Consider the following 25,966-nt stretch of genomic DNA (forward strand, 5'->3'; position numbering starts at 1 on the left):
ACCTGTCTTATCCTACCCGCCGGCAACAACCGGCATCCGCCACCCTTGTCGAGTCGAATACATGAAGGCTTCCTCGCATTCAGAAAAACGTAGCGTCGTCGTTATTGGCGCGGGGCCTTCTGGGGCCATCGCCGCTGCCCTGCTCAAGCGTCAGGGGCATGACGTGCTGATCATCGAACGACAGCGGTTTCCACGCTTTTCGATCGGAGAAAGCCTGCTCTCGCATTGCCTGGATTTCATCGAGGAAGCCGGGATGCTTGAAGCGGTACAGGCCGCAGGTTTTCAGATCAAACATGGCGCAGCGTTCGGTTGCGGTGACCGCTACACCGAGTTCGATTTCCGCGACAAATTCACCGAAGGCCACGGCAGCACCTATCAGGTGCAGCGCGCGGATTTCGACCAGCTGTTGGCCGATCAGGCCGCTCTGCAAGGCGTAGAGATTCGTTACGAAGAGGAAATTACCGCCGCGGATTTCGACGGCCCGCACCCGTATTTGCAGGTCCGCCGCCTCGACGGTAGCGAATATGCGCTGCACGCCGACTTTGTCCTCGACGCCAGCGGCTACGGCCGGGTGCTGCCGCGCTTGCTTGATCTGGAAGCGCCGTCGAGCTTTCCGCTGCGCCGTGCGGTGTTCACTCACATCAGGGACAACATTGACGATCCACATTTCGACCGTAACAAAATCCTCATCACCACCCACCCTGAATGGCGCGATGTATGGTTCTGGACCATCCCCTTCAGCGATGGTCGCTGCTCTCTGGGCGTCGTCGCCAGCGCGGAACGTTACGCAGGACGCCCGCTGGATCTGGACGCCTGTCTCAAGGCGTTCGTCTTGGAGGCCCCCAACCTGCAGCGCATCCTCAAGCACGCTGAATGGGACACGCCGGCACGCCTGATCAACGGATACTCGGCGAACGTCAAAGCGCTGCACGGCCCCGGCTTTGCGCTTCTGGGCAATGCGGCCGAGTTTCTCGACCCAGTGTTTTCGTCCGGGGTCACCATTGCGATGCGCTCGGCAAGCATGGCGGCTGCGGTACTGCACCGGCAGCTGAACGGCGAGGCCGTGGACTGGGAAGGCGAATTCTCGACCCCTCTGAAGCGGGGCGTGGATACCTTCCGCGCCTATGTCGAGGGCTGGTACGACGGTAGCTTTCAGGACGTGATCTACTACGAACGCGCCCAGCCGGAGATTCGCCGCATGATCTGCTCGATCCTCGCCGGTTACGCCTGGGACAACAGCAACCCCTACGTCGCGGAGCCCAGACGCCGCTTGCGCGTACTGGCCGAGCTCTGCGCCACTCCGGCGCCTGCATGATTTCGATGAAACACAAGCTGTCACGTCTGATCTGGCTACCGCTGCTGCTGTTGCTCGGCGCCTGCGCGCAGCAACAGCCCTTGCCGAGCCAGGCGCCACGGCTGTCGCTGCCGATGCAGTTGCATATCCAGCGTCACGAGCAGGGCGAAACCGGCGATTGGCTATTGGTGATTCAGCAAGAAGGGGCTGCATTGCGTTGGTCGCTGTTCAACCCACTGGGCGTACCGCTGGCGCGCCAGCTACTCCTTGATGGACGCTGGCAAGCCGATGGGCTGCTGCCTCCGAATGCCGAAGCGCGCGCGCTGTTTGCCGCCTTGCTATTCGCACTCAGCCCCGCAGAGCAGCTGGACGAGCTCTATGCTGGTAAGCCTTGGGCACTTCACCAAAACGGCCGGTCGCTGGCAGACGATACCTCGGCCTGGCACGTTCGCTATGAGAAAAATGGCGGCTTCGAACTCGACGTCGAACCGACGCTGACCTATCGTGTCGCGCCTATCGCGCCAGCCGGAGCCCGCCAACAATGACTGCCTACCTCAATGCACTCGGGCTGATTTGCGCCCTGGGGCGCGGCAAGGCTGAAGTCGCACGCCGCCTGCTGGCAGGCGACAGCTCAGGTATGCAGACGCATCTCCAGATGATTGCCGGGCGCCGCCTGCCGGTCGGCGCAGTCACTGTCGAGCTACCCTCGCTTGCCGATGCGCCGCTGCAGCACGCCACCCGCAACAACCAGCTGCTGTTGGCTGCCCTGGACGAAATCGAACACGAAGTGCATGAAGCAATTTCCCGCTTCGGCCCAAGCCGGGTCGGCGTGGTCATGGGGACGAGCACCTCCGGTATTCAGGAGGCGACCCAGGGAATAGCCCGTCTGGTACGTGACGGCCAATTGCCATCCAGCTATCACTACACCCATCAAGAGCTTTGTGCACCGGCCAGCTTCATCAGTGAGCGACTGCAGCTCAGCGGCCCGAGCTACGCGATATCCACGGCGTGTACATCGAGTGCACGCGCACTGCTCAGTGCCAAACGACTGCTGGATGCGGGCGTCTGCGATGCAGTGATCTGTGGCGGGGTGGATTCGCTGTGTGACCTGACCCTTCGTGGTTTCAGCTCGCTGGAGGCGACCAGCGCCCATGTCTGCAATCCGTTTTCGGTCAACCGAGACGGCATCAATATTGGCGAAGCGGCGGCTGTGTTCCTCATGACTCGTGAACGCGCTCCGATTGCCCTGCTAGGCGGCGGCGCCAGTTCCGATGCGCATCACATCTCGGCCCCCGACCCGCAGGGGCTAGGCGCGATAGAGTCGATGGGCAAAGCATTGCGCAGCGCCGCAGTTCTAGCCGAGCAGATCAGCTACCTGAACCTGCACGGCACCGCTACGCGACACAACGATGCAATGGAAAGCCTGGCTGTGGCTACGGTTTTTCCGGCCGGCGTGCCCTGCTCATCCACCAAGCCGCTCACCGGCCATACCCTGGGTGCTGCCGGAGCGCTGGAAGCGGCGTTCTGTTGGCTGAACCTGTCCGACCATAACCCTGCACAGCAGCTGCCGCCGCATCGCTGGGACGGCGAGCAAGACGCCGACCTGCCATGGTTGAATCTGGTTGCACCCGGCACCCAAGCGACAGCGGCCGGGCAGCGGCGAACGATGAGCAACTCCTTTGCTTTTGGTGGCAATAACATCAGCCTGATCCTGGGAGATGCGCCATGATTGATTGGCCAGTAGCCGAACTACTGCCTCATGCGGGAGATATGATCCTGCTCGGCGCCGTCGAATCATTCGATGCGGATAGCATTACCGCGCAATTGCAGGTGAAGCCTGGCGGTCTGCTCAATTCGCCCGACGGTAGCCTGCCGGCCTGGGTCGGCATCGAGATCATGGCGCAGACGGTCGCTGCCTTTGCTGGCTGCCAGGCGCGCCAGGCCGGACAACCAGTGGAACTGGGCTTTTTACTGGGCACCCGCCGCTTCCAATGCAATGTAGAGCACTTCCCAGCCGGTAGCCGGTTACGCATCCATGCGCTGCGTTCACTGCAGGATGACAACGGCATGGGCGTGTTCGAATGCCATCTCGACGGGCCCGGCATCCATGCCGAGGCGCGCCTCAACGTGTACCGCCCGCCCGAAGTGGCGAGCTATCTGCAAGAGCCTTCCCCATGAGTAACAGCATCCTCGTCACCGGTTCCAGTCGCGGCATCGGCCGCGCCATTGCGTTGCGCCTGGCACAAAGTGGTCACGACATCGTCCTGCATTGCCGCGCGCGGCGGGACGAGGTGGAAACCGTCCAGACGCAGATTCAGGAGATGGGCCGCGCGGCGCGGATCCTGCAGTTTGACGTGGCAGATCGCGCACAATGTCGTGAACACCTGGAAGCCGATGTCGAAACCCATGGCGCCTACTACGGCGTGGTGTGCAACGCCGGGCTGACCCGCGACGGCGCCTTTCCCGCCCTGACCGAGGACGACTGGGATCTGGTCATGCGCACCAACCTGGACGGTTTCTACAATGTCCTGCAGCCACTGACCATGCCGATGATACGTCGCCGCCAGCCTGGACGAATCGTCTGCATTACCTCGGTGTCGGGGCTGATCGGCAACCGCGGCCAGGTCAACTACAGCGCGTCAAAGGCTGGCGTGATCGGCGCGGCGAAGGCTCTGGCTGTGGAACTCGGTAAACGACGCATCACCGTCAACTGCGTCGCGCCCGGGCTGATCGATACCGACATGCTCGACGACAACCTGCCCATCGAGGAGATGCTCAAGATGATTCCAGCACAGCGCATGGGCACGCCTGAAGAAGTCGCCGGCGCGGTCAACTTTCTGATGTCGGAAGAGGCCAGCTACATCACCCGTCAGGTTCTCGCGGTCAACGGCGGGTTGTGCTGATGAAACGCGTCGTTGTCACCGGCATGGCCGGCATCACCTCACTGGGCAGCGACTGGGCCAGTATCGAAGCCCACTTCAGCAGCAACCGCAGCGGCATTCGCTACATGCACGAGTGGGACCGGTTCACTGAGCTCAACACCCGGCTGGCGGGACCGGTTGACGACTTTGCCGTCCCCAGGCACTGGACGCGCAAACAACTGCGCAGCATGGGCCGGGTCTCGCGGCTGTCGGTGAAGGCCGCTGAACAGGCGCTCACCCATGCCGGCCTGCTCAATGACCCGTCGATCCGCGACGGCCGGATGGGCGTCGCCTGTGGCTCATCCACCGGCAGTACCGAGGAAATCAAGGCCTTCGGCAATATGCTGCTCAACTCGGTGGCCGACGGGCTGAACGCCAACTCCTACATCCGCATGATGCCGCACACCACGGCGGCCAACATCAGCATTTTCTTCGGCCTGACTGGCCGAGTGATTCCTACGTCGAGCGCCTGCACCAGCGGCAGCCAGGGAATCGGCTACGCCTACGAGGCGATAAAGTTTGGGCGTCTGCCCATGATGCTTGCCGGTGGCGCCGAGGAACTCTGCGCCACCGAAGCCATGGTGTTTGATGCGCTGTATGCCACCAGCCTGAAGAACGACGCGCCGCATACGTCTCCGCGTCCCTACGACGCCGGCCGCGATGGCCTGGTGATCGGCGAAGGTGCGGGCATACTGGTGCTGGAGGAGCTCGAGCATGCCCTCGCCCGTGGCGCCACGATCCACGCCGAACTGATCGGCTTTGGCAGCAATGCCGACGGCCAGCACGCGACAAAGCCCGAACAACTGACCATGCGTCGCGCCATGGAGCTGGCGCTGGAAGACGCCGGCCTGCAACCCGGCGCCATTGGCTACGTGAACGGTCATGGCACCGCCACCGAGCAGGGCGATATCGCCGAAACCCTGGCCACCCAATCGCTATTCGGCAGTGGCATGCCGATCAGCTCGCAGAAGAGCTTCCTCGGCCACACGCTAGGCGCCTGCGGCGCTCTGGAATCGTGGTTCAGCATCGAGATGATGAACAGCGACCGTTATATTCACACGCTAAATCTGGGCAGCATCGATCCGCGCTGTGGCGAGCTGGACTACCTCATCGACGCACCACGTGCGATGCAGCACGAATACGTAATGAACAACAATTTCGCCTTTGGCGGCATCAACACTTCGTTGATCTTCCGCCGCTGGGCTTGACCCTTTCAACCAAAACACCGCAAGGAAAAGCAATGAACAAGAACACATGGATCGGCGCAGCACTGGTGCTCTGCGCATTACCCGGAATCAGCCAGGCCCGCGACACCACTCACTACCTGCCATTCGATCAGGTCGTGGCCGAGGCAACGGCCTCAGGCAAACTCGACGGCAGCGTGAAGTTCTACCTGGCTGGCAAGACACCCAAGGGCGCCCAGGTCATCCGCCGGGACGTTACTACCAGCAAGAAAACCAACGCGTTCAACAAGACTGACGAGGGTGCCTGCAGCTGGGCAATGCAATCGGCGCTGATCGGTATGCAGCAGGCCGCCAAGGCGGCTGGCGCCAATGCCGTGGTGGACATCGCCAGCAATTACAAGCACGTCGAATACAAAGACAGTCAGAAGTACGAGTGCCATGCCGGCGCGATCATGGCCGGGGTTGCGATCAAGGGCAACCTGGCGAAGGTCAAGTAAAGCCCGCAGCGCTCGGGGCCATAGAGCGAAACCGAGCGCTGCACCCGGCGCGCGAGACAACGATCCAGTTGTCTTCCTTGCCGAACGAATAACTGGACCGGCGAGTCAACAGAAGCAGAACCTTCCACTTCAAGGAGCTGCCCATGTTTGGCAAGTCAACGCACAAGTTCGAAATCAACTACCTCTTCCAGAACGATCCGCGTAACCACGTCATTGACTCGGAAGAAGAACGCATGTCGCAGGCCAGTGCCGCTCGGCATCTCATCGAGCTTCACAACGGTGACGCCGAAAACAGCCTGGTGATGCCGGAGGCAGGAGCTGACGAGGGCAAGATACTTGAACAGGCCGAAGTCATCGGTATTACCGATATCCGCGTAACCAAACTTGTTCACGAACATGAACCAGGCACTACGCCAGGCCACTATCAACAGCCCTGAGCGAAAGCCTGAACAAAAAAGAGCCGCTTTAAGCGGCTCTTTTTTCGGCAACGAATCAGCGGTGGTATTGCGCCGAGAGCTCGTGAACCGACTCGATGAAGGCGCCGGCGTGAGCCGGATCGACTTCGGGGGTAATGCCGTGACCCAGGTTGAATACATGCCCGTTGCCATGACCGAAGCTGGCCAGGATGCGCCCGACCTCGGCACGAATGGCATCCGGCTTGGCGAACAGCACGCTGGGATCCATATTGCCCTGTAGCGCGACCTTGTCGCCCACTCGCGCCCGCGCATTGCCGATATCGCAGGTCCAGTCGAGGCCCAGCGCTTCAGCTCCGGTATCTGCCATGGTTTCCAGCCACAACCCACCGCCTTTGGTGAACAGAATCACCGGCACACGGCGACCATCCTGTTCACGGATCAGCCCATCGACGATCTTCTGCATATAGGCCAGGGAGAACTCCTGGTATGCCGCAGCTGACAGGCTGCCGCCCCACGAATCGAAAATCTGCACTGCCTGGGCTCCGGCGAGGATCTGCCCGTTGAGGTAGCTGGTCACCGACTGCGCGAGCTTATCCAGTAGCGCATGCATCGCTTGGGGATTTTCGTAGAGCATGGCTTTGGACTTGCGGAAGTCCTTCGACGAACCGCCCTCGACCATATAGGTTGCCAAAGTCCAAGGGCTTCCGGAAAAGCCGATCAGCGGTACGCGGCCGTTAAGCTCGCGGCGAATGGTGCGGACCGCGTCCATCACGTAACCCAGGTCTTTTTCAGGATCCGGAATGGGCAGCGCCTCGATGTCGGCCATGTTGCTGACGACCTTCTTGAACCGTGGCCCTTCGCCTGTCTCGAAATACAGCCCAAGACCCATCGCGTCCGGCACGGTGAGGATGTCGGAGAACAGGATCGCCGCATCCAGCGGGTAGCGCTCAAGCGGCTGAAGGGTGACTTCACAGGCCAGTTCGGGATTCATGCACAGGCTCATGAAGTCGCCCGCCTTGCTGCGGCTGGCCCGGTACTCCGGCAAGTAGCGTCCGGCCTGACGCATCATCCACACCGGGGTGACGTCGACAGGTTGCTTGAGCAGTGCGCGGAGAAAGCGGTCGTTCTTCAAGGCAGTCATGTCTGGGTTCCAGCTGAAAAGTGGCGGCATTGTCGCAAAGCGGAAAACAAAAGGCACGGCGAGCGCCGTGCCTTTTATCTATGGGCTTGATTCTGGTCAGGCTGTTCCGGCGTAGCGGCGCGCCCGTTCGGCGGGTCAGAGAAGCATGACCCACCTTCCAAATCAAACTTCGAGATAGTCGAGGATGCCTTCGGCAGCCTGACGCCCTTCGAAGATCGCCGTCACTACCAGATCGGAGCCGCGCACCATATCGCCACCTGCAAAGATTTTTGGATTGCTGGTCTGGTGTTTGAACTGCCCCATCTCTGGTGCTACGACGCGACCCTGGTTGTCGGTCTGGATGGCCTGCCCTTCGAACCAGTCGGCCGGGCTCGGACGGAAGCCAAACGCAATCACCACCGCATCGGCCGGCAGCACTTCTTCGGAGCCGGGAATCGGCTCAGGGCTGCGACGACCGCGCGCGTCCGGCGCGCCGAGACGGGTTTCCACTACCTTGACGCCTTCGACTTTGCCTTCGCCGACAATGGCGATGGGCTGTCGGTTGAAGAGGAATTTCACGCCCTCTTCCTTGGCGTTTTTCACTTCCTTGCGCGAGCCCGGCATGTTCGCTGCATCGCGTCGATAGGCGCAGGTCACGCTCTTGGCGCCCTGGCGAATGGAGGTGCGGTTGCAGTCCATGGCCGTGTCGCCACCGCCCAGAACCACGACTCTCTTGCCTTTCATGTCGACGAAGTCTTCCGGCGACTTCTCGAACCCGAGGTTGCGGTTGACGTTCGCGATCAGGAAGTCCAGCGCATCGTGGACGCCAGGAAGGTCTTCACCGGGGAAGCCTCCCTTCATGTAGGTGTAGGTGCCCATGCCCATGAATACGGCGTCGTAGTCGGCGAGCAACTGGTCGATGGTCACGTCCTTGCCAACTTCGGTGTTCAGGCGGAACTCGATCCCCATCCCGGTAAAGATTTCACGGCGACGGCTGAGGACCGTCTTCTCCAGCTTGAACTCTGGAATACCAAAGGTCAGCAATCCGCCGATTTCCGGATTCTTGTCGAACACCACCGGGGCCACGCCGCTGCGCACCAGTACGTCAGCACAGCCCAGACCGGCCGGTCCAGCGCCGATGATGGCGACTTTCTTGCCGGTCGGCTTGACCTTGGACATGTCTGGACGCCAGCCCATGGCGAAGGCGGTATCGGCGATGTACTTTTCCACGGAACCAATGGTAACCGCGCCGAAACCGTCATTCAGCGTGCAGGCACCCTCGCACAGGCGATCCTGCGGGCAGACGCGCCCGCAGACTTCCGGCAGGGTATTGGTCTGGTGCGCCAGTTCGGCCGCGGCGAGGATGTTGCCTTCCGAAACAAGCTTCAGCCAGTTGGGAATGTAGTTGTGAACCGGGCACTTCCACTCGCAGTAAGGGTTGCCGCAACCCAGGCAACGGTGGGCCTGCTCGCAGGCCTGCTGCGGCTTGAAGGGTTCATAGATCTCGACGAACTCTTTCTTGCGCTGTCGCAGCAGCTTTTTCTTCGGATCCTTGCGCCCGACTTCGATGAACTGGAAGTCGTTATTCAGACGTTCAGTCATTTCAAAACCTCTTAGCGGCAGCCGCAAGCCCAAGGCTGCAGACTGCGTGACAATCACGGAGCGGGGCAAGCCTCGGGCATCTTGCCGAGGCTTGCCGCTTGAACCTGCTTCTTATTGGGGGTTGGCCCGAGTGCTCGACAGCAGTGACGCCAGGTTGGCCGCCTTTGGCTTCACCAGCCAGAAACGACGCAGATAGTCGTCGAGGTTTTCTAGGAGTTTCGCGCCCCATGCGCTGCCAGTTTCGGCGACATATTCGCGCAGCACTTCCTGTAGATGGCTACGGTGGGCTTCCATGGCCTCACCCGTGATCCGCTGCAGGTTGACCAGTTCGTTGTTCACCCGGTCGACGAAGCTGTTGTCCATATCCAGAACATAGGCGAAACCGCCGGTCATACCGGAACCGAAGTTATAACCGGTCTTGCCGAGGACACAGACAAAACCGCCGGTCATGTACTCACAGCAATGGTCGCCGGTGCCTTCCACGACCGCATGGGCGCCAGAGTTACGCACGGCAAAACGCTCACCCGCGGTACCCGCAGCGAACAACTTGCCGCCCGTGGCGCCATACAGACAGGTATTGCCAACGATGGCCGAATACTGCGATTCGAAAACGCTGCTCTTGGGCTGGGTAACCACCAGTTTGCCACCGGTCATGCCTTTACCGACGTAATCGTTGGCATCCCCTTCTAGATACAGATGCAAGCCGCCCGCATTCCAGACGCCGAAGCTCTGACCGGCGGTGCCCTTGAAGCGGAAGGTGATCGGCGCGTCCTTCATGCCCTGGTTGCCATGCACTTGGGCGATCTCGCCGGAGACCCGGGCACCGATGGAGCGATCGCAGTTGCAGATGTCCAGTTCGAACTCACCGCCGCTCTTGGCGTCAATGGCAGCACGAGCGAGCTTGACCATTTCCTCAGCCAGCAACCCCTGATCGAACGGTGGATTCTTCTCCACCTGACAGAACTGCGGTTTGTCGGCCGGAATGTGATCGCTGCCGAGCAACGGCGACAGATCCAGATGGTTCTGCTTGGCGGTTTCACCTGGCAGCAGCTCGAGCAGATCGGTACGCCCGATCAGCTCCTGCAGGGTGCGCACACCAAGCCGCGCCAGCCACTCGCGGGTTTCTTCAGCCACGAAGGTGAAGAAGTTGACCACCATGTCGACCGTGCCGATGAAATGGTCCTTGCGTAGCTGATCGTTCTGCGTGGCGATACCGGTGGCGCAGTTGTTCAGATGGCAAATACGCAGGTACTTGCAACCCAGCGCAATCATCGGGGCGGTGCCGAAACCGAAGCTCTCGGCGCCGAGAATAGCGGCTTTGACCACGTCCAGACCGGTCTTCAACCCGCCGTCGGTCTGTACGCGAACCTTGCCCCGCAGGTCGTTGCCCCGCAGGGTCTGGTGCGTTTCGGCCAGACCGAGTTCCCAGGGTGAGCCGGCATAACGAATGGAGGTCAACGGCGAGGCGCCTGTGCCGCCATCGTAGCCGGAGATGGTGATCAGGTCGGCGTAGGCCTTGGCAACGCCAGCGGCAATGGTGCCGACCCCGGGCTCTGCCACCAGCTTGACCGAAACCAGCGCCTTGGGATTGACCTGCTTGAGATCGAAGATCAGCTGGGCCAGATCCTCGATCGAATAGATGTCGTGGTGCGGCGGTGGCGAAATCAGCGTGACGCCCGGCACCGCGTAACGCAGCTTGGCGATCAGGCCGTTGACCTTGCCACCCGGCAGCTGGCCACCTTCGCCGGGCTTGGCACCCTGCGCAACTTTGATCTGCAGTACTTCGGCGTTGACCAGGTATTCAGGCGTGACACCGAAGCGGCCAGTGGCCACCTGCTTGATCTTCGAGCTGCGTTCAGTGCGATAACGCGCAGGATCTTCACCGCCCTCACCGGAGTTTGAGCGTGCACCAATGCGATTCATCGCCGCGGCAATCGCCTCGTGCGCTTCCGGGGACAGCGCGCCGAGCGAAATGCCGGCGGAGTCGAAGCGCTTGAGGATCTGTTCCAGCGGCTCGACTTCTTCAAGCGCAAGCGGCTGTTCCGATACTTTGAGCTTAAGCAGGTCACGCAACATCGCGGCCGGACGCTGATCGACCAGTGCGGTGTATTCCTTGAAGCGGCTGTAGTCGCCTTCCTGCACGGCGATCTGCAACGCCGCTACGACGTCGGGGTTGTAGGCGTGGTATTCACCACCGTAGACGAACTTCAGCAAGCCGCCTTGCTGGATCGGCTTGCGTGCACTCCAAGCCTCGGTCGCCAATGCTTTCTGTTCAGCTTCCAGATCGACGAAGCGCGCACCCTTGATACGGCTGGCGACTCCACGGAAACTGACATCGACAATCTCGTCAGCCAGACCCACGGCTTCGAACAGCTGGGCGCCACGGTACGAGGTGATGGTCGAGATGCCCATCTTCGAGATGATTTTCAGCAGGCCCTTGGAGATCCCCTTGCGGTAGTGCTTGAACACCTCGTAGAGGTCGCCAAGCACTTCGCCAGTGCGGATCAGGTCGCCAAGCACTTCGAACGCAAGGAACGGGTAAACGGCGGTCGCACCGAAACCGATCAGAACGGCGAAGTGATGCGGATCGCGTGCAGTGGCGGTTTCTACCAGAATGTTGCAGTCACAGCGCAGGCCTGTTTCGATCAGGCGGTGGTGTACCGCACCTACGGCCAGCGATGCATGCACCGGCAGCTTGCCCGGCTGGATATTGCGGTCGCTGAGGATCAGCATGACCTTGCCGCTGCGCACAGCCTCTTCAGCTTGGTCAGCGATATTGCGCACCGCAGCTTCAAGGCCGAGGGATTCGTCGTAGTTGAGGTCGATCAGATGGCGCTCGAAACCTGGACGGTCGAGCTCCATGATCGTCCGCCATTTCGCTGGAGAGATCACTGGCGTGGTCAGGATCGCGCGATTGGCGTGATCGGCGGTTTCTTCGAAGACGTTACGCTCTGCGCCCAGGCAGGTTTCCAGTGACATCACGATCGACTCGCGCAGCGGGTCAATCGGCGGGTTGGTGACCTGCGCAAATTGCTGACGGAAGTAGTCGAACGGTGAGCGAACTCGGCGCGACAGCACAGCCATCGGGGTGTCGTCGCCCATGGAGCCGACGGCTTCCTGACCCTGCTCCGCAAGAGGCCGCAGAACCTGGTCACGCTCTTCGAAGGTGACCTGGAACATCTTCATGTATTGCTTAAGCTGGTCGGCATCGTAAAACGCCGAGCCATGGTCGTTATCGTCCAGGGTCGACTGGATACGCAACGCGTTCTGGCGTAACCAGGTCTTGTACGGATGCTGAGACTTCAGACGGTTATCGATGTCATCGGTATGCAATACCTGTCCGGTTTCGGTATCCACCGCCAGGATCTGCCCCGGCCCGACACGGCCCTTGGCGATCACGTCTTCCGGCTTGTAATCCCAGACACCCACTTCCGAAGCCAAAGTGATGTAGCCGTTCGTCGTCGTAACCCAGCGCGCAGGGCGCAGACCATTGCGGTCGAGCAGGCAGATCGCATGGCGTCCATCGGTCAGCACTACGCCCGCAGGACCGTCCCAAGGTTCCATGTGCATGGAGTTGAATTCATAGAAGGCGCGCAGATCGGGATCCATGGTCTCGACGTTCTGCCAGGCCGGAGGAATGATCATGCGCAGGCCACGGAACAAATCCATACCGCCGGTGACCAACAGCTCCAGCATGTTGTCCATGCTTGAGGAGTCTGAGCCCGTACGGTTGACCAGCGGATCGAGGGCTTCCAGGTCCGGAAGCAGCTCATTGGCGAACTTCAGTCGGCGCGCCTGCGCCCAGTTGCGATTGCCGGTGATGGTGTTGATCTCGCCGTTATGAGCGAGGAAACGGAACGGTTGAGCCAACGGCCATTGCGGCATCGTATTAGTGGAGAAGCGCTGATGGAACACGCAGATGGCCGTGGCCAGACGCTCATCGCCGAGATCGGGATAGAACTGCGCCAGGTCCGCCGGCATCATCAAACCTTTGTAGATGATGTCTTTGTCGGAGAGGCTGCAGACGTAGAATTCCTTGTCACCTGCGAGGGCGACTTCGGCACGGCGGCGAGCGAAGAACAGCTTGATGCCGAAATCACGTTCGGACAGGCCTTCCGCCGAGACGAATACCTGTTCGATGCGCGGCAGGCGCTCCAAGGCGAGACGGCCCAGAACGGTGGTATCGACTGGAACCTCACGCCAGCCAACCAGGGTCAGACCCTGGGCAGCAATCTGCTCGTTGAGGCTGGTCCGGGCCGTTTCCGCCTTGGCCGCGTCCTGGCTGAGGAAGATCATCCCGACGGCGTAAAGCGCCGGCAGATCGGCATCGAAATGCTGCTTGGCCATGGCGCGAAGAAACGCGTCAGGCTTCTGCATCAGCAGGCCGCAACCATCGCCGGTCTTACCGTCAGCGTTGATGCCGCCCCGGTGAGTCATGCAGGTGAGTGATTGAATTGCGGTCTGAAGCAGGTGATGGCTTGCCTCGCCTTGCATGTGGGCGATCAGACCGAAGCCGCAGTTATCCTTGAACTCTTCAGGACGAAACAGACCTGCTCTCATAGGCACTCCACCAGCTAAATGCGTTGTAAATCAACCCCTTATTGACGGCGCACAGAATCGCCCCGTCATACACGTGGGCAAAAGGGGGAGCAGTTTACAAAGCCCGGTAGAGCGACACAATTTTATTTTTGCAAGCCCCAAAATAGGGCATTGCGCACTATTTTGGGGCAATCACTGGCGAGTCGGCGAGATTTCCTGCTGGACGCTCGTGAAACTCCGCACCCAAGGCTTACCAGCCTGCAGCGAGGGCGGCAATTTCTTGATGGCCTCCAATGCAGCATTACGACTTGGGAAACTGCCGTAGGTCACAACATATAGAGGCTTACCCTCATGCTGCTTGACGAAATATCGGAAACCGTCACCTTGCCGTTTGACCAATGCCTCAGCGTTCGCTTGGGTCCGCGTACCCAGCACCTGAACCAGGTAGTTAGTTTTGGACTGGTTGGCGTACCAGTTCGCAGGGGAAGCAGGCGTATCCGCGACAACTTGACGCGCAGGCTCCCGCGGCACCTCGGCTACGCGATTGGGCTGAGCGGCCGGAGGCTCCACCGCCACCGGGACGGCGATTTCTGCAGGCGCCTGGGCACTGTCGCCAGCCAGTTCCTCAACAGGCACCGGCTCCTCGACAGCCGGTGTCGATGAATCATCCGCCTCGGCACTACCAGCAGCAGCAAGTGGCTCTCGAATAACCGGTTGAGCAGGCGGCACCGGGACGATCTCCGACGCCGTATCGGCCTCCTCGTCAAGCGCCTCGGTTACCGGGGCCGTCCCCAGCGGCAATGCGGTGGTGACAGCCGTCGCTGACGAGTTATCCGAGTCTCGCATCATCAGCAAGGTGATCAAGACGATGAAAACGACGACGACCAGAGCGAGCACGTGTTTCATGGGTAACGGCAAGCTCCATCCGGCTGACTTCCGACGCCCTTTCGACTGCTGCATTGCCTCGAGAAGCTCCTCTCTAGCGGTCTGGTTTATGGCACCCGGCCATCCGCCGGAATCGACATGAATTCGCTCGACCTGCTCTTCAGTGAAACAATCCAGCCCAGATCCAGCCCCTTCGAGGCGCAGCGCGAGATACTCGCGAGTTTCATCTTGCTCGTACGGTTGAAGCGCAATCACATGGAAGCGCTCCTCACCTTCTACCAACGCCTCCAGACGCGCCACCAGAGCATGCTCACCGAAGAGAAAGACGTGCGGCCGCCCTTCAGGGCTACCCTGAGCGAGTCGCAGCAAGGTTTCGACGGCCGCCCCCGTAAGCCGTTCGGCATCGTCGACCAGCAGATACACTTCCTGACCGGTCAACGCCAATTGAATAATCTGCGCCATAATCGAGTCGAAGTCGGCGCGCTGACTGCCAAGCGCTTGAGCGATCTGCTGCAAAAGAATGTTCGAATCGAGCGTTTCCTGGGGCGAGATGACCACGCTCTGAACCGCCTGCTTGTTACTGCTGGCCACAAGGGCCTGACGCACCAGTGTTTTGCCGCTACCCTCGGGCCCCGTCACTACCAGTAGCAACTGGCTGTAGCGAGCAAGGTGATGCAACTGCCCAAGCACTGGCTTGCGCTGAGCTGGGAAGAACTTGAAGCCGGGTACGCGTGCAGCAAAGGGATCATGACTGAACCCATAATGATTCAGATACGAATCGTCAGCAGACAAACTGGACATGGAAATCTCTTAGGTTCTGACTATTGCGTAAGCGCGTCGTAGTTGACGTTCAATGTGGCCTCTAGCACTTCACGAGGGAAGTCACCGGTTACCACGGCTTCGCCCAGGCGCTTGAGCAGCACCAATCGCAACTGGCCGTTCAGCACTTTCTTGTCGACTGCCATGTGCTTTAGGAAATCCTCAGCACTCATGTCGACTGGAGGCACAACTGGCAAACCGGCACGCGACAGCAAGCGCACTGCGCGATCTCGCTCATCGGCACTAATCCACCCCAGCCGGCTCGACATCTCGAGGGCCATGACCGTGCCCGCCGAGACCGCCTCGCCGTGCAGCCATACTCCATAGCCCTGATGGGTCTCGATGGCATGGCCGAACGTATGCCCAAGATTGAGCGTGGCGCGAATGCCTGACTCTCGCTCGTCCGCTCCAACCACCTTGGCCTTAGCCTCACAGGAACGCTTTATCGCTTCGGTAAGCGCCACTTGATCCAACGCTCGAAGCCTGTCGATGTTCTCCTCAAGCCAGCCGAGGAACGGCTCGTCACAGATCAACCCGTATTTGATGACCTCGGCGAGGCCGGCGGACAACTCGCGCGACGGCAGAGTTGCCAGAGTGGAAGTGTCGATCAGCACTGCCTGCGGTTGGTAGAACGCACCGATCATGTTCTTGCCGAGCGGATGATTGATACCCGTCTTACCGCCCACCGAGGAATCGACTTGAGATAGCAGAGTTGTCGGAACCTGAATGAAGTCGACGCCTCGCTGGTAGCTGGCAGCTGCGAAACCGGCCATATCGCCGATCACGCCACCACCCAGCGCGACGATCGTGGTGTTGCGATCATGCCTAGCCGAGAGCAACGCATCAAAGATCAACTGCAGGGTCTGCCAGTTCTTTTGCGCCTCTCCATCGGGGAGCACGATCGGGATCAGCTTGAATTCGCCAAGGCTGCGCGAAAGGCGCTCAAGATAGAGCGGCGCAACGGTGTCATTAGTAACGATTGCAACCTGCTTGCCACGGATATGGCGGGCCAACAGCTCACCCTGATCGATGAGCTGCGCACCAATCATGATCGGGTAGCTTCGCTCGCCGAGATCGACCTGTAGAGTATGCATGGGGCCCCCATGATTAAAGGGGACTAGGATAGCGCAGATCGGCCCAAGCTTTCACGAGCCCCAGGAGACTGGAGCTGACTGAGAATCTCCTGCACCACCAGGCGCGGTGGGCGCTCGTCCGTCTGAATGATAATGTCGGCAATTTCGCGATACAACGGGTCCCGAACAGCCATCAGACCGGTCAGCACCTCGCGGGGGTTCGAAGCTCGCAGCAACGGTCGATTGCGATCCCGAGAGGTACGGTCAAGCTGCTGATCGACCGAAGTGCACAGGTAGATAACGCGCCCCCCTGTGCGCAACACCTCGCGATTGTCCTTTCTAAGCACCGCACCGCCACCCGTTGCCAGCACGACGCCGTGCATTTGGCATAGCTCCTGAATGGCGACGTGCTCCCGCTCCCGAAAACCCTGCTCGCCTTCAACATCGAATATCAGCGGAATGCTGGCACCGGTGCGCTGCTCGATCTCCTTGTCGGAGTCCCGGAAGGGGAGACGAAGCTCCTTTGCAAGCAGGCGTCCGATGGTGCTTTTTCCAGCCCCCATCGGACCCACGAGAATGATATTCGGCATCAAGTATTTTAACGACTGGCTTGAATTGCCTGATTATTCATGATCCGCGGAGTAATGAATACCAGTAGCTCGGACTTTCTGTCCTGTACGAGGTCACGCCGAAATACACGACCCACGAAGGGCAAATCACCTAGAAACGGAACCTTATCGACCGACTTGCTCTGAGTATTGGAGAACACGCCGCCAATGACGATCGTCTCCCCATCGGTCACCAACACCTTGGCATTGACCTCATTCTTACGAATCGACGGGATACCGCCAGTGCTAGCGGCTTGAGAGAAGTCCGGCTCGTCCTTGGTGACCTTGACCTCCATGATGATGCGGTTGTCAGGGGTAATCTGCGGCGTGACCTCCAAGGATAGCGCTGCCTCCTTGAAAGAGGTGCTGGTGGCGCCGCTGGAGCTTGCTTCCTGATAAGGAACTTCAGAACCTTTAAGAATTTTGGCAGTTTCCTTATCAGCGGTAACGACTTTCGGCTGGGAAACCACCTCACCATTGCCCGTTTTTTCCATAGCCGAGAGCTGGAGGTCGAGGATGGCGTTGTTCGTGACAAAACCCAAACCAATGCCAGAAGTAGCGCCAATTGCCCCCATATCAACGAAAGGCAAGTTGAGCGGCGTTTCACGTATGCCAGGGAAACGACCAACCTGCCCCTCGTCCCCATCCTCTACGCCCAGATTGCCGCCTTTGCCCCAAGCGTTCCACTTGTCGCCGGCCCAAAGATTTCCACCCCAACGAACACCGAGGCTCTTGTCATAATCGACATTAGCTTCGACGATCCGGGCCTCGATCATCACTTGGCGCACTGGAATGTCGAGCTGAGCCACGATACGGCGCAGTTCGTCAAGACGCTCCTGGGTCTGGTAAGCGATGATGTTGTTGGTGCGGTCGTCAACAGCAATCGAACCACGATCCTCGCTGTCGCCACCTTTGTCGGTGACCGACTGGAATAAGCGCGCGATGTCTGAAGCCTTGGCGTAGTTCACCTGTACAACCTCGCGACGCAGCGGTGCGAGCTCGGCGATCTGGCGCTGCGCCTCCAACTCTTGACGCTCCCGCGCGGCGATCTCGTCTGCCGGCGCCACCAGCAGAACATTCCCCACCTGGCGTTTGTCGAGGCCTTTGGTTTTCAGCACCAAGTCCAGTGCCTGATCCCAGGGTACGTTCTGCAAACGTAGAGTGATATTGCCCTGTACGGTATCGCTAGCCACCAGATTCAGATCAGTAAAATCGGCAATTAGCTGCAGAACAGAGCGAACGTCAATGTCCTGGAAATTCAGTGACAACTTCTCACCGGAATAGGTGAAATGTTCGGCCTTGCGCTGCTCGGCATCTGCTTCACTGAGCGGCTTGACGCTAATGGTCAGCTTGTCGTCAGTCTGGTACGCCAGGTAGTCGTATCGACCGCTGGGCTCGATAGCAATACTGGCGCCATCTGCCTTGCTGCTTGAATCGACAAATTTAACTGGCGTAGCAAAGTCTTGGACGTCCAGCCGAACACGCAGCGATTCCGGCAATTGCGTCTTGGCGAAGGAAACTCGAATTTTACCGCCTTGCTCTTCAATACTTGGGCTGATCGAAGGGTCAGACAAGGTAATGACTACATTGCCGGCCCCATCATCCCCACGGCGAAAATCGATATTGCTGATGGATTTTCCAACAGCCAGGGGAGTGCTCTGCGCGGCCGACGTCGTCGATACCGTAGGAGCAGCTGAAGCAGCAGCTGGGGCACTAGCGGATTCGCCAAGCACGACGAACAGGTTGTTGCCGTCAACACGGGTCGAGTACGGAACCAGAGAAGTGAGATTCACGATGAGCCGGGTACGGCCCTGCGCCTCCACCACGGTCACGCTTCGCGCATTACCGACACCCAGCTCATGATTTTTCGACCCCAGCTTGCTGGATACGCCTGGCAGATCAAGAGCGATGCGGGCTGGCTGGTCGAGCGTATAGCCACGAGGGGTGGGAACCGGTTCGTCGAAAGCCAGCTTCAGCTCAACGCGGTCGCCGGGCAACGATGCGACATCAAGTGAATTCAAATTTGCTGCCAGCAATGCAGGCGAAATGAACGCTGCCAGCAACGACAAACCGAGACGAGTGAGAGTGCTATTCATAAAAGGCTTCCGTTGTGCAGACCGGTATAGGTTTTCCATTTTTGCCATGACTCAAGAGCGCTCTTTCAAGGTCAGGCTACGCGGGCGCTCAAGCCACCCACCCTCTCCGTCCGGAACGATTTCAAGCACACCCACCTCGGCTTCGCTGATCTCAACGATACGGCCATGGTTGCGCCCCAGATAGTCACCGACCTTGACTCGGTGAACCCCGTCACCACCTTTGATCAAGGCGTAGTTACCTGCGCCATTGGCCAGCGTGCCAACCATGACGAAGTTTTCAATGTTGAATTCCTCAAGAAACTGCTTGATGCGGCTTTCATCGGGCTTTATATCCTTTGTCCCTTTCTGCCGCTGAGTCAGATCAATCTTCATAGGCGGCTGGAAGGGATGGCGCAACGAGGCCGCGCTGTAGGTAAACGCCTCGTACGGAAGAAACGCCGGAAGGGGCTCGATCGAACCTTTCGGCTTGGCACGCACTTCATCCATGTAACTGCGCAGATCGTCGAAATCTCCGCTGACACCGCACCCAGCCAGCACCACCATGCCCAGGCCTATCGCCACAAGTCGGGCTCCTTTCATTTCTGCAGCCCCTTATCGTTATAGCGATAGGTCTTTGCCAGGATGCTCATGTGCAGCTTGGAAGACGAATCCTTACTGTTCGGCTTAATCTCGAAATCATGCAGGGTAACGATGCGTGGCAAGCTCGATACGCCGCTCACGAAAGTGGCGAGGTCGTGATAAGCGCCAACGACTTTGATCTGTATCGGCAACTCGATATAGAACTGCTGTGTCACTTCTGGCTGCAGCTTGATTTCTTCGAATTCGAGCCCGCTGCCCAGGCCGGTACGGGTGATATCCTCAAGCAAACCCGGCACCTCGGTATCACTCGGCAACTGGCGCAGCAGAGCACCAAAAGACGCTTCCATCTCAAGCATCTGCGCCTTGTACGCCTCCAGGTTCGCCGCCTGAAATGCTTTCGTGGAGAACTGTTGCTTGAGCCTATCTTCCTCTGCCACTTGCTGGTCGAGGCTGGCCTGCAGATCACTGAGATAGAAGTAGTAACCACCGCCGAGAATCAGGGCCATCAGCAATATCGCAGCGATGACCTTTACCGCTGCGGGCCAGGACCCCAGGTTGTTCATGTCCAGATCAGACAGATCGACGCTACGGAGACTCTCCATCGAGCTAGCCAGACTCATGGTTTCTCTCCTTCGACAGCAGCAGCCGGTTGTGTCTGTTGTACCGTTAACTGGAACACGTTCTCCTGGTCGATCGCCCCTGCGGTGACGGCCTTCACTTCGTTCAGGTTCGGCGCATCCAGCCAATCAGAGCCATCCAAATTACGCATCAGGTTAGAGACTCGGTTGTTTGACTCAGCAGCGCCGACGATGGCGATGTTTTTCCCGGTCATCTTCAACCCGGTGAAGTAAACGCCATCGGGAAGCGTGCGAACCAGTTGGTCGAATACACGGCCGATGATTGGACGATTCCCCTGCAGATCCTGGATAATTTTCATCCGCTCGAGCAGTTGTTGCCGACGCTCTCTCAATTCCTTGATTTCTGCGATTCGGGTATCCAGAACGGCAATTTCCTTGCGAACGAAATCGTTACGCGCGTTCTGTTGCTCGATGGCATGAGTGAAGTACTGGTCTGCAAGAAACAATAAACCCACTGCCACAACGGCCACCCCGGCCAGCGACACCAGGAAACGCTGTTTACGCTCTTCGCGTAGCTGCTCGCGCCAAGGTAAAAGGTTAATCCGGGCCATCAGTCGAAACTCCTCAAGGCCAACCCACAAGCGATCATCAGGGACGGGGCATCACTGGCGAGAGCGCCAGCGTTGACCTTGCTGCTCAATGCCATATCGGCGAACGGGTTGGCGACTAAAGTCTGGGTTCCGATTTTCTGCTGAATCAGCCGATCCAACCCTGGGATCGATGCCGTACCGCCTGCCAGAAGAATGTAATCCACATCGTGGAACTGCCCGGCAGCGAAGAAGAACTGCAGAGAGCGCGAAACCTGTTGAACGACCGCTTCCTTGAACGGCTGCAACACTTCGCTGTCGAAGTCGTCTGGGAGGCCTCCCTGTTTCTTGGCCAGGCCCGCCTCTTCCATTGACAACCCATAACGCCGTTGTATTTCCTCGGTGAGCTGACGACCACCGAACAGTTGTTCTCGCGTATAAATAGTACGGCCGTTGTGCAATACGCTGAGCGTGGTCATGGTCGCACCGATGTCGACGAGCGCGACGGTCAGCTCGTCATGTCCAGCACCCAACTGGGGCGCCAGCAAGCCATAGGAGCGCTCCAACGCATAGGCTTCGACATCAACGACCTTTGCAGTCAGCCCCGCCAAGGCGAGCGCCGCTTCACGTATTTCCACGTTTTCCTTGCGACACGCTGCCAGTAACACTTCAACCCGACCAGGCGAACGAGGGGCAGGCCCCTGCACCTCGAAGTCGATGGCAACCTCTTCGAGAGGATAGGGGATGTACTGGTCAGCTTCGATCTTCAACTGGTTTTCCAGCTCTTCGTCGCTGAGCCCGGCTTCCATCTCGATGCTTTTAGTGATGACCGCCGAACCAGATACCGCCACAGCAGCCGACTTGACTCCAGTTTTTGCCTTGCCTAACAGTCGGGAAAGCGCCTGCCCCACGCCCTCCAGCTCAGCGATGTTTTTTTCAACCACAGCATTTGGCGGGAGTGGCTCAACCGCATAGGACTCAACCCGATACCGGGAACCTGAGCGGCTTAATTCCAGTAGCTTGACGGACGTCGAACTGATGTCGATCCCAAGCAGCGTGTTCGCTTTCTTAGTGAATAGCCCTAGCACGGCTGATTTCCTATCTCTATCCGCTACTTACGGATTAATTATGTATGTCAGCATTAGATAACAGCCTTGACAGAAGCGCAAATGGCTCCCCTACAGAAAAACCGCTTATAATGTGAACGGTTTTTCCTTTCAGCACCGTCTGCGGCATACACCTCATTCCCCATCCTGGATTCAACGAAACCCGATGCGTTTTCTGAAGTTTTTCCTATGGTCGTGCTTGGCTGTTTTCTGCGGACTTTTGCTCAGTCTCAGTGGCGCGTTTCTCTATCTCAGCCCCAACCTGCCATCTGTCGACTCGCTACGCAGCATACAGCTCCAGATTCCGCTGCGTGTCTACAGCCACGATGACAAGCTGATCGCCGAATATGGCGAAATGCGTCGCTCCCCTATCAGCTTCGATGAAATACCCAAGGATTTCATCGCCGCTTTGCTGTCGGCAGAAGACGATAACTTCGCGAATCATTATGGCGTTGATGTTTCCAGCCTGATGCGCGCTGCCACGCAATTATTGAAAACCGGCCATATTCAGACCGGCGGCAGCACCATCACCATGCAGGTGGCGAAGAATTACTTCCTGACCAGCGAGCGCAGCTTTTCGCGCAAGATCAATGAAATCCTCCTCGCTCTTCAGATTGAACGAGAACTGAGTAAGGATGAGATCCTTGAGCTGTACGTTAACAAGATCTACCTAGGAAACCGCGCCTACGGAATAGAAGCTGCAGCGCAGGTGTACTACGGCAAATCAATCAGCGAGCTGAGCTTGGCGCAGATGGCGATGATAGCCGGCCTGCCCAAGGCACCTTCAGCCTTCAATCCGCTCGCGAATAGGGAACGAGCCAAGGAGCGACGAGACTGGATTCTCGGCCGAATGTATCGCCTCGGGAAAATAGACGAGACCCGCTATCACCAAGCATTGGCGGAACTCGTCGATGCGTCCTATCACGGCTCCTCGCCCGAACTTGACGCACCTTACATTGCCGAAATGGCACGCGCCGAAATGGTCGGCCGCTTCGGCAGCGCCGCATACACAGACGGATTCCGCGTCCATACCACCGTCAGCAGCGAACGTCAGATCGCTGCCAACCAAGCCCTTACCCAGGGACTGATCGAATACGACCAGCGCCACGGCTATCGTGGCCCGGAAGCTCACCTGGCCGGCACGGATGAAGCAGACTGGCTGAGGCAGCTCGGTGACTATCGCAGCCAGTCCGGGATTCAACCGGCTGTCGTCAGTAGCACCTCAAAAGAGTCCGTTCAGGCGCTACTTCGAGACGGCAGCGAACACAGCATCGCCTGGGAAAGTATGAAGTGGGCCCGCCCATTCATTAATACCAACAGCCTGGGGCCGCAACCGAAGGCACCGTCCGACGTGGTTAAACCGGGAGATGTCATTCGGATCCGCATTGTCGAAGGCGAAGCGCTGTTCAGCCAGATACCCCAGGCGCAGGGCGCACTGGTATCTCTCGATCCGCTTGATGGATCCATTGAAGCACTGACCGGAGGGTTTTCCTTTGGGCAAAGCAATTACAACCGCGCCATTCAGGCCAAGCGCCAGCCCGGCTCGAGCTTCAAACCCTTCGTTTATAGCGCCGCCCTGGATGCAGGGTTCACCCCTGCCACGCTTGTTAACGATGCCCCCATCGTGTTCGTCGAAGAAGGCTTAGACCGCGTTTGGCGACCCAAGAACGACAACAACACCTTCCTCGGCCCGATTCGCTTGCGAGAGGCACTGTACAAATCACGCAACCTAGTGTCGATTCGCCTGCTGCAAACGCTCGGCATCCCGCAAACCATCGACTACATCACACGTTTTGGATTCAAGCCCGAAGACCTGCCAGCGAACTTGTCGCTTGCGCTTGGCACAGCAACCTTGACACCAATGGAAATCGCTACCGGCTGGACAGCATTTGCCAATGGCGGCTACAAGATAGAGCCCTATTTGATAGAGCGGATAGAGGATAGAGACGGGAAGGTGATATTCAGCGCAGATCCTGTGCGCGTGCCAGAACGAAACACTGCTGATCCAACCTCTGGAGCCGCGCCCGAGGCGACAGCCATTGCCTACGCACAGAACGACTCGTTCATTGCCGACGACCGCTCAGAGCTGGCCCCCCAGCCCCCCAGGTACGCCGAACAGATCATTGATGATCGGACCGCTTACATCATGACCAGCATGCTGCAAGACGTCATTAAACGAGGCACGGGGAGAAAAGCCTTGGCGATGGGCCGTGGCGATATCGCGGGAAAGACCGGGACCACGAACGAATCAAAAGACAGCTGGTTCTCGGGCTATAACGCCGACATCGTCACCACCGTCTGGACCGGGTTCGATCAGCCTCAGAGCTTAGGTCGCCGTGAGTACGGCGGCACGGTGGCCCTTCCCATATGGATGAAATACATGAGCGCTGTGCTGGAGGGCAAACCTGAACATGCTCCTGCTGAGCCTGAAGGCATCCTGACCCTGCGCATCGACCCTGACAGTGGCCGCGCAGCGGCACCAGGGACACCAGATGCCTATTTCGAAATATTCCGAAACGAAGATTCACCGCCCGGCATGAACGATGAGCTGATGCCAGGCGCAACCATCCCTGGCAGTCCGCTACCGGCCAGCGACACGGCACCTATGGATCTTTTCTAAAAGCCGAGTACTACGTGAGAGCGTAGCCGAGCTCAGCTAAGTGTTCTGCGGGATTTCGATGATAAAAAAACCGGCCTTGGCCGGTTTTTTTCTAACTACAGCCCCGTCAAAGCGGAGCCATAGACCACCATTCAACCACCGAAGACGTCGTCGACAGACTTAAGCGGGTAGTTCGAGGGGTAGGGCAGAGTCGCCACGCCACTTTCAATGGCAGCCTTGGCGACCGCATCGGAAACCAGTGTGATCAGGCGCCGATCCATAGGCTTCGGGATGATGTACTCCCGACCGAACTCCAGACTGTCAACGCCATAAGCGGCCGCCACCTCGGCCGGCACCGGCAGCTTGGCAAGGTCACGCAGCGCCAGCGCGGCTGCTATCTTCATTTCCTCGTTGATGCGCTTGGCCCGGACGTCCAGCGCACCGCGGAAAATGAACGGGAAGCCCAGCACGTTGTTGACCTGATTCGGATAATCCGAACGACCGGTTGCCATGATTACGTCGGAGCGCGTCGCGTGCGCCAGCTCCGGACTGATCTCAGGGTCCGGGTTGGAGCAGGCAAATACCACCGGATTGGCCGCCATACGCTTAAGACCTTCAGCACTCAGCAGGTTGGCGCCCGACAGGCCCACGAAGACGTCGGCACCGTCTAGCGCGTCATCCAGGGTGCGCTTGTCGGTCTCATGTGCAAACACTGCTTTGTACTGGTTTAGATCGTCACGACCCGCATGGATAACACCCTTGCGATCGATCATGAAGATGTTCTCGATTTTCGCGCCCATGCTAACCAGCAACTTCATGCAGGAGGTTGCAGCGGCGCCGGCGCCAAGGCAGACGATTTTTGCCTGTTCCAAAGACTTACCGGCAATTTCCAGTGCATTGAGCATGCCCGCTGCAGTGACGATAGCCGTGCCGTGCTGATCGTCATGAAATACGGGAATGTCGCATTGTTCGATCAAGGTCCGTTCGATCTCGAAGCACTCAGGCGCCTTGATGTCTTCCAGATTGATCCCACCAAAGGTGATGGAGATACGCTTGACGGTATCGATGAAGGCCTGCGGACTCTCCGCATCGACTTCGATATCAAACACATCGACCCCAGCGAATCGCTTGAACAGTACACCCTTGCCTTCCATAACCGGCTTGGATGCCAGTGGCCCAAGGTTGCCAAGACCGAGAATTGCGGTGCCATCGGAAATCACCGCAACCAGATTGCCTTTGCCGGTGTATCGATAAGCCAACTCAGGATCTCGGGCGATCTCCCGGACCGGCTCCGCCACACCAGGACTGTAGGCCAGCGAAAGATCGCGAGCGGTGGACGTGGGCTTGGTCAGCTCGACGCTCAACTTTCCCGGACGGGGCTGGGAATGGTAGTCGAGAGCGGCAGTTTTCAGGTCAGTCATGGGGCAATTCCGCTTATTTTACTGGGACAGACAGGTGGTCGA

21 protein-coding genes are annotated in these 25,966 nt (G+C 58.8%); 9 read left to right on the forward strand and 12 right to left on the reverse strand.

Annotation, left to right across the window (positions count from 1 at the left end):
• Positions 1 to 61 precede the first annotated feature (61 nt).
• The 8 genes from RT21_RS11955 to RT21_RS11990 all read left to right on the forward strand — a co-directional run bounded on the left by RT21_RS11955 (position 62) and on the right by RT21_RS11990 (position 6,333).
• The gene (locus tag RT21_RS11955; protein WP_046162896.1) at positions 62 to 1,315 is read left to right on the forward strand and encodes an NAD(P)/FAD-dependent oxidoreductase; all 1,254 of its coding nucleotides are present in this window, start codon (positions 62 to 64) and stop codon (positions 1,313 to 1,315) included.
• Positions 1,312 to 1,839: a hypothetical protein gene (locus RT21_RS11960; protein WP_101153417.1), complete on the forward strand. Its 528-nt coding sequence runs from the start codon at positions 1,312 to 1,314 to the stop codon at positions 1,837 to 1,839. Before RT21_RS11955 ends, RT21_RS11960 begins: the two co-directional genes overlap by 4 nt.
• Positions 1,836 to 3,023 (forward strand): beta-ketoacyl-[acyl-carrier-protein] synthase family protein, encoded by a 1,188-nt coding sequence (locus tag RT21_RS11965; protein WP_046162897.1) that lies wholly within the window; start codon positions 1,836 to 1,838, stop codon positions 3,021 to 3,023. The genes RT21_RS11960 and RT21_RS11965 overlap by 4 nt, the downstream gene beginning before the upstream one ends.
• Positions 3,020 to 3,472 (forward strand): hotdog family protein, encoded by a 453-nt coding sequence (locus tag RT21_RS11970; protein WP_046162898.1) that lies wholly within the window; start codon positions 3,020 to 3,022, stop codon positions 3,470 to 3,472. Before RT21_RS11965 ends, RT21_RS11970 begins: the two co-directional genes overlap by 4 nt.
• Positions 3,469 to 4,197, forward strand: a complete 729-nt coding sequence (gene fabG / locus RT21_RS11975; RefSeq protein ID WP_046162899.1) for a 3-oxoacyl-ACP reductase FabG — start codon at positions 3,469 to 3,471, stop codon at positions 4,195 to 4,197. The genes RT21_RS11970 and fabG overlap by 4 nt, the downstream gene beginning before the upstream one ends.
• Complete coding sequence (locus RT21_RS11980; protein WP_046162900.1) at positions 4,197 to 5,423, forward strand: beta-ketoacyl-ACP synthase; 1,227 nt, start codon at positions 4,197 to 4,199, stop codon at positions 5,421 to 5,423. The genes fabG and RT21_RS11980 overlap by 1 nt, the downstream gene beginning before the upstream one ends.
• Before the next feature lie 32 nt (positions 5,424 to 5,455).
• Positions 5,456 to 5,896, forward strand: a complete 441-nt coding sequence (locus RT21_RS11985; protein WP_045430774.1) for a hypothetical protein — start codon at positions 5,456 to 5,458, stop codon at positions 5,894 to 5,896.
• A gap of 143 nt (positions 5,897 to 6,039) precedes the next feature.
• Positions 6,040 to 6,333, forward strand: coding sequence for a hypothetical protein (locus RT21_RS11990; protein ID WP_046162901.1), 294 nt, complete (start codon positions 6,040 to 6,042; stop codon positions 6,331 to 6,333).
• Between the two features lie 55 nt (positions 6,334 to 6,388).
• Here RT21_RS11990 and hemE read toward each other — a convergent pair whose 3' ends face one another.
• The 11 genes from hemE to RT21_RS12045 all read right to left on the reverse strand — a co-directional run bounded on the left by hemE (position 6,389) and on the right by RT21_RS12045 (position 21,886).
• Positions 6,389 to 7,453: a uroporphyrinogen decarboxylase gene (hemE, locus tag RT21_RS11995; protein ID WP_045430780.1), complete on the reverse strand. Its 1,065-nt coding sequence runs from the start codon at positions 7,451 to 7,453 to the stop codon at positions 6,389 to 6,391.
• A gap of 162 nt (positions 7,454 to 7,615) precedes the next feature.
• A complete protein-coding gene (locus RT21_RS12000) occupies positions 7,616 to 9,034 on the reverse strand; it encodes an FAD-dependent oxidoreductase (RefSeq protein WP_046162902.1) in 1,419 nt (472 codons plus the stop codon).
• A 111-nt stretch (positions 9,035 to 9,145) separates the two neighbouring features.
• Positions 9,146 to 13,594 (reverse strand): glutamate synthase large subunit, encoded by a 4,449-nt coding sequence (gene gltB / locus RT21_RS12005; protein ID WP_046162903.1) that lies wholly within the window; start codon positions 13,592 to 13,594, stop codon positions 9,146 to 9,148.
• A 171-nt stretch (positions 13,595 to 13,765) separates the two neighbouring features.
• Positions 13,766 to 15,259 carry an AAA family ATPase gene (locus tag RT21_RS12010; protein ID WP_046162904.1) on the reverse strand — a complete coding sequence of 498 codons (1,494 nt, stop codon included), beginning with the start codon at positions 15,257 to 15,259 and terminating at the stop codon, positions 13,766 to 13,768.
• Positions 15,260 to 15,279: 20 nt separating this feature from the next.
• Positions 15,280 to 16,371 carry a 3-dehydroquinate synthase gene (aroB, locus tag RT21_RS12015; protein WP_046162905.1) on the reverse strand — a complete coding sequence of 364 codons (1,092 nt, stop codon included), beginning with the start codon at positions 16,369 to 16,371 and terminating at the stop codon, positions 15,280 to 15,282.
• Between the two features lie 23 nt (positions 16,372 to 16,394).
• Positions 16,395 to 16,940, reverse strand: coding sequence for a shikimate kinase AroK (aroK, locus tag RT21_RS12020; protein ID WP_046162906.1), 546 nt, complete (start codon positions 16,938 to 16,940; stop codon positions 16,395 to 16,397).
• Between the two features lie 8 nt (positions 16,941 to 16,948).
• Entirely contained in the window at positions 16,949 to 19,054 is a 2,106-nt protein-coding gene (pilQ, locus tag RT21_RS12025; protein WP_046162907.1) for a type IV pilus secretin PilQ, read from the reverse strand.
• Between the two features lie 51 nt (positions 19,055 to 19,105).
• The gene (gene pilP, locus RT21_RS12030) at positions 19,106 to 19,633 is read right to left on the reverse strand and encodes a type 4a pilus biogenesis lipoprotein PilP (RefSeq protein WP_046162908.1); all 528 of its coding nucleotides are present in this window, start codon (positions 19,631 to 19,633) and stop codon (positions 19,106 to 19,108) included.
• Positions 19,630 to 20,253: a type 4a pilus biogenesis protein PilO gene (pilO, locus tag RT21_RS12035; protein ID WP_046162909.1), complete on the reverse strand. Its 624-nt coding sequence runs from the start codon at positions 20,251 to 20,253 to the stop codon at positions 19,630 to 19,632. The genes pilP and pilO overlap by 4 nt, the downstream gene beginning before the upstream one ends.
• A complete protein-coding gene (pilN, locus tag RT21_RS12040) occupies positions 20,250 to 20,822 on the reverse strand; it encodes a type 4a pilus biogenesis protein PilN (protein ID WP_045430800.1) in 573 nt (190 codons plus the stop codon). The genes pilO and pilN overlap by 4 nt, the downstream gene beginning before the upstream one ends.
• Positions 20,822 to 21,886, reverse strand: a complete 1,065-nt coding sequence (locus RT21_RS12045; protein WP_045430802.1) for a pilus assembly protein PilM — start codon at positions 21,884 to 21,886, stop codon at positions 20,822 to 20,824. The genes pilN and RT21_RS12045 overlap by 1 nt, the downstream gene beginning before the upstream one ends.
• 184 nt (positions 21,887 to 22,070) lie before the next feature.
• On the opposite strand from RT21_RS12045, the gene RT21_RS12050 reads away from it, so the two are divergent.
• Positions 22,071 to 24,524: a penicillin-binding protein 1A gene (locus tag RT21_RS12050; RefSeq protein ID WP_046162910.1), complete on the forward strand. Its 2,454-nt coding sequence runs from the start codon at positions 22,071 to 22,073 to the stop codon at positions 24,522 to 24,524.
• Between the two features lie 131 nt (positions 24,525 to 24,655).
• Here the strand turns inward: RT21_RS12050 and RT21_RS12055 are convergent, their stop codons facing one another.
• The gene (locus RT21_RS12055; RefSeq protein WP_045430808.1) at positions 24,656 to 25,924 is read right to left on the reverse strand and encodes a malic enzyme-like NAD(P)-binding protein; all 1,269 of its coding nucleotides are present in this window, start codon (positions 25,922 to 25,924) and stop codon (positions 24,656 to 24,658) included.
• Positions 25,925 to 25,966 lie beyond the last annotated feature (42 nt).

Origin of the sequence: Pseudomonas sp. 10B238, from assembly GCF_000970615.1 — a bacterium.
Lineage (GTDB): Bacteria > Pseudomonadota > Gammaproteobacteria > Pseudomonadales > Pseudomonadaceae > Stutzerimonas.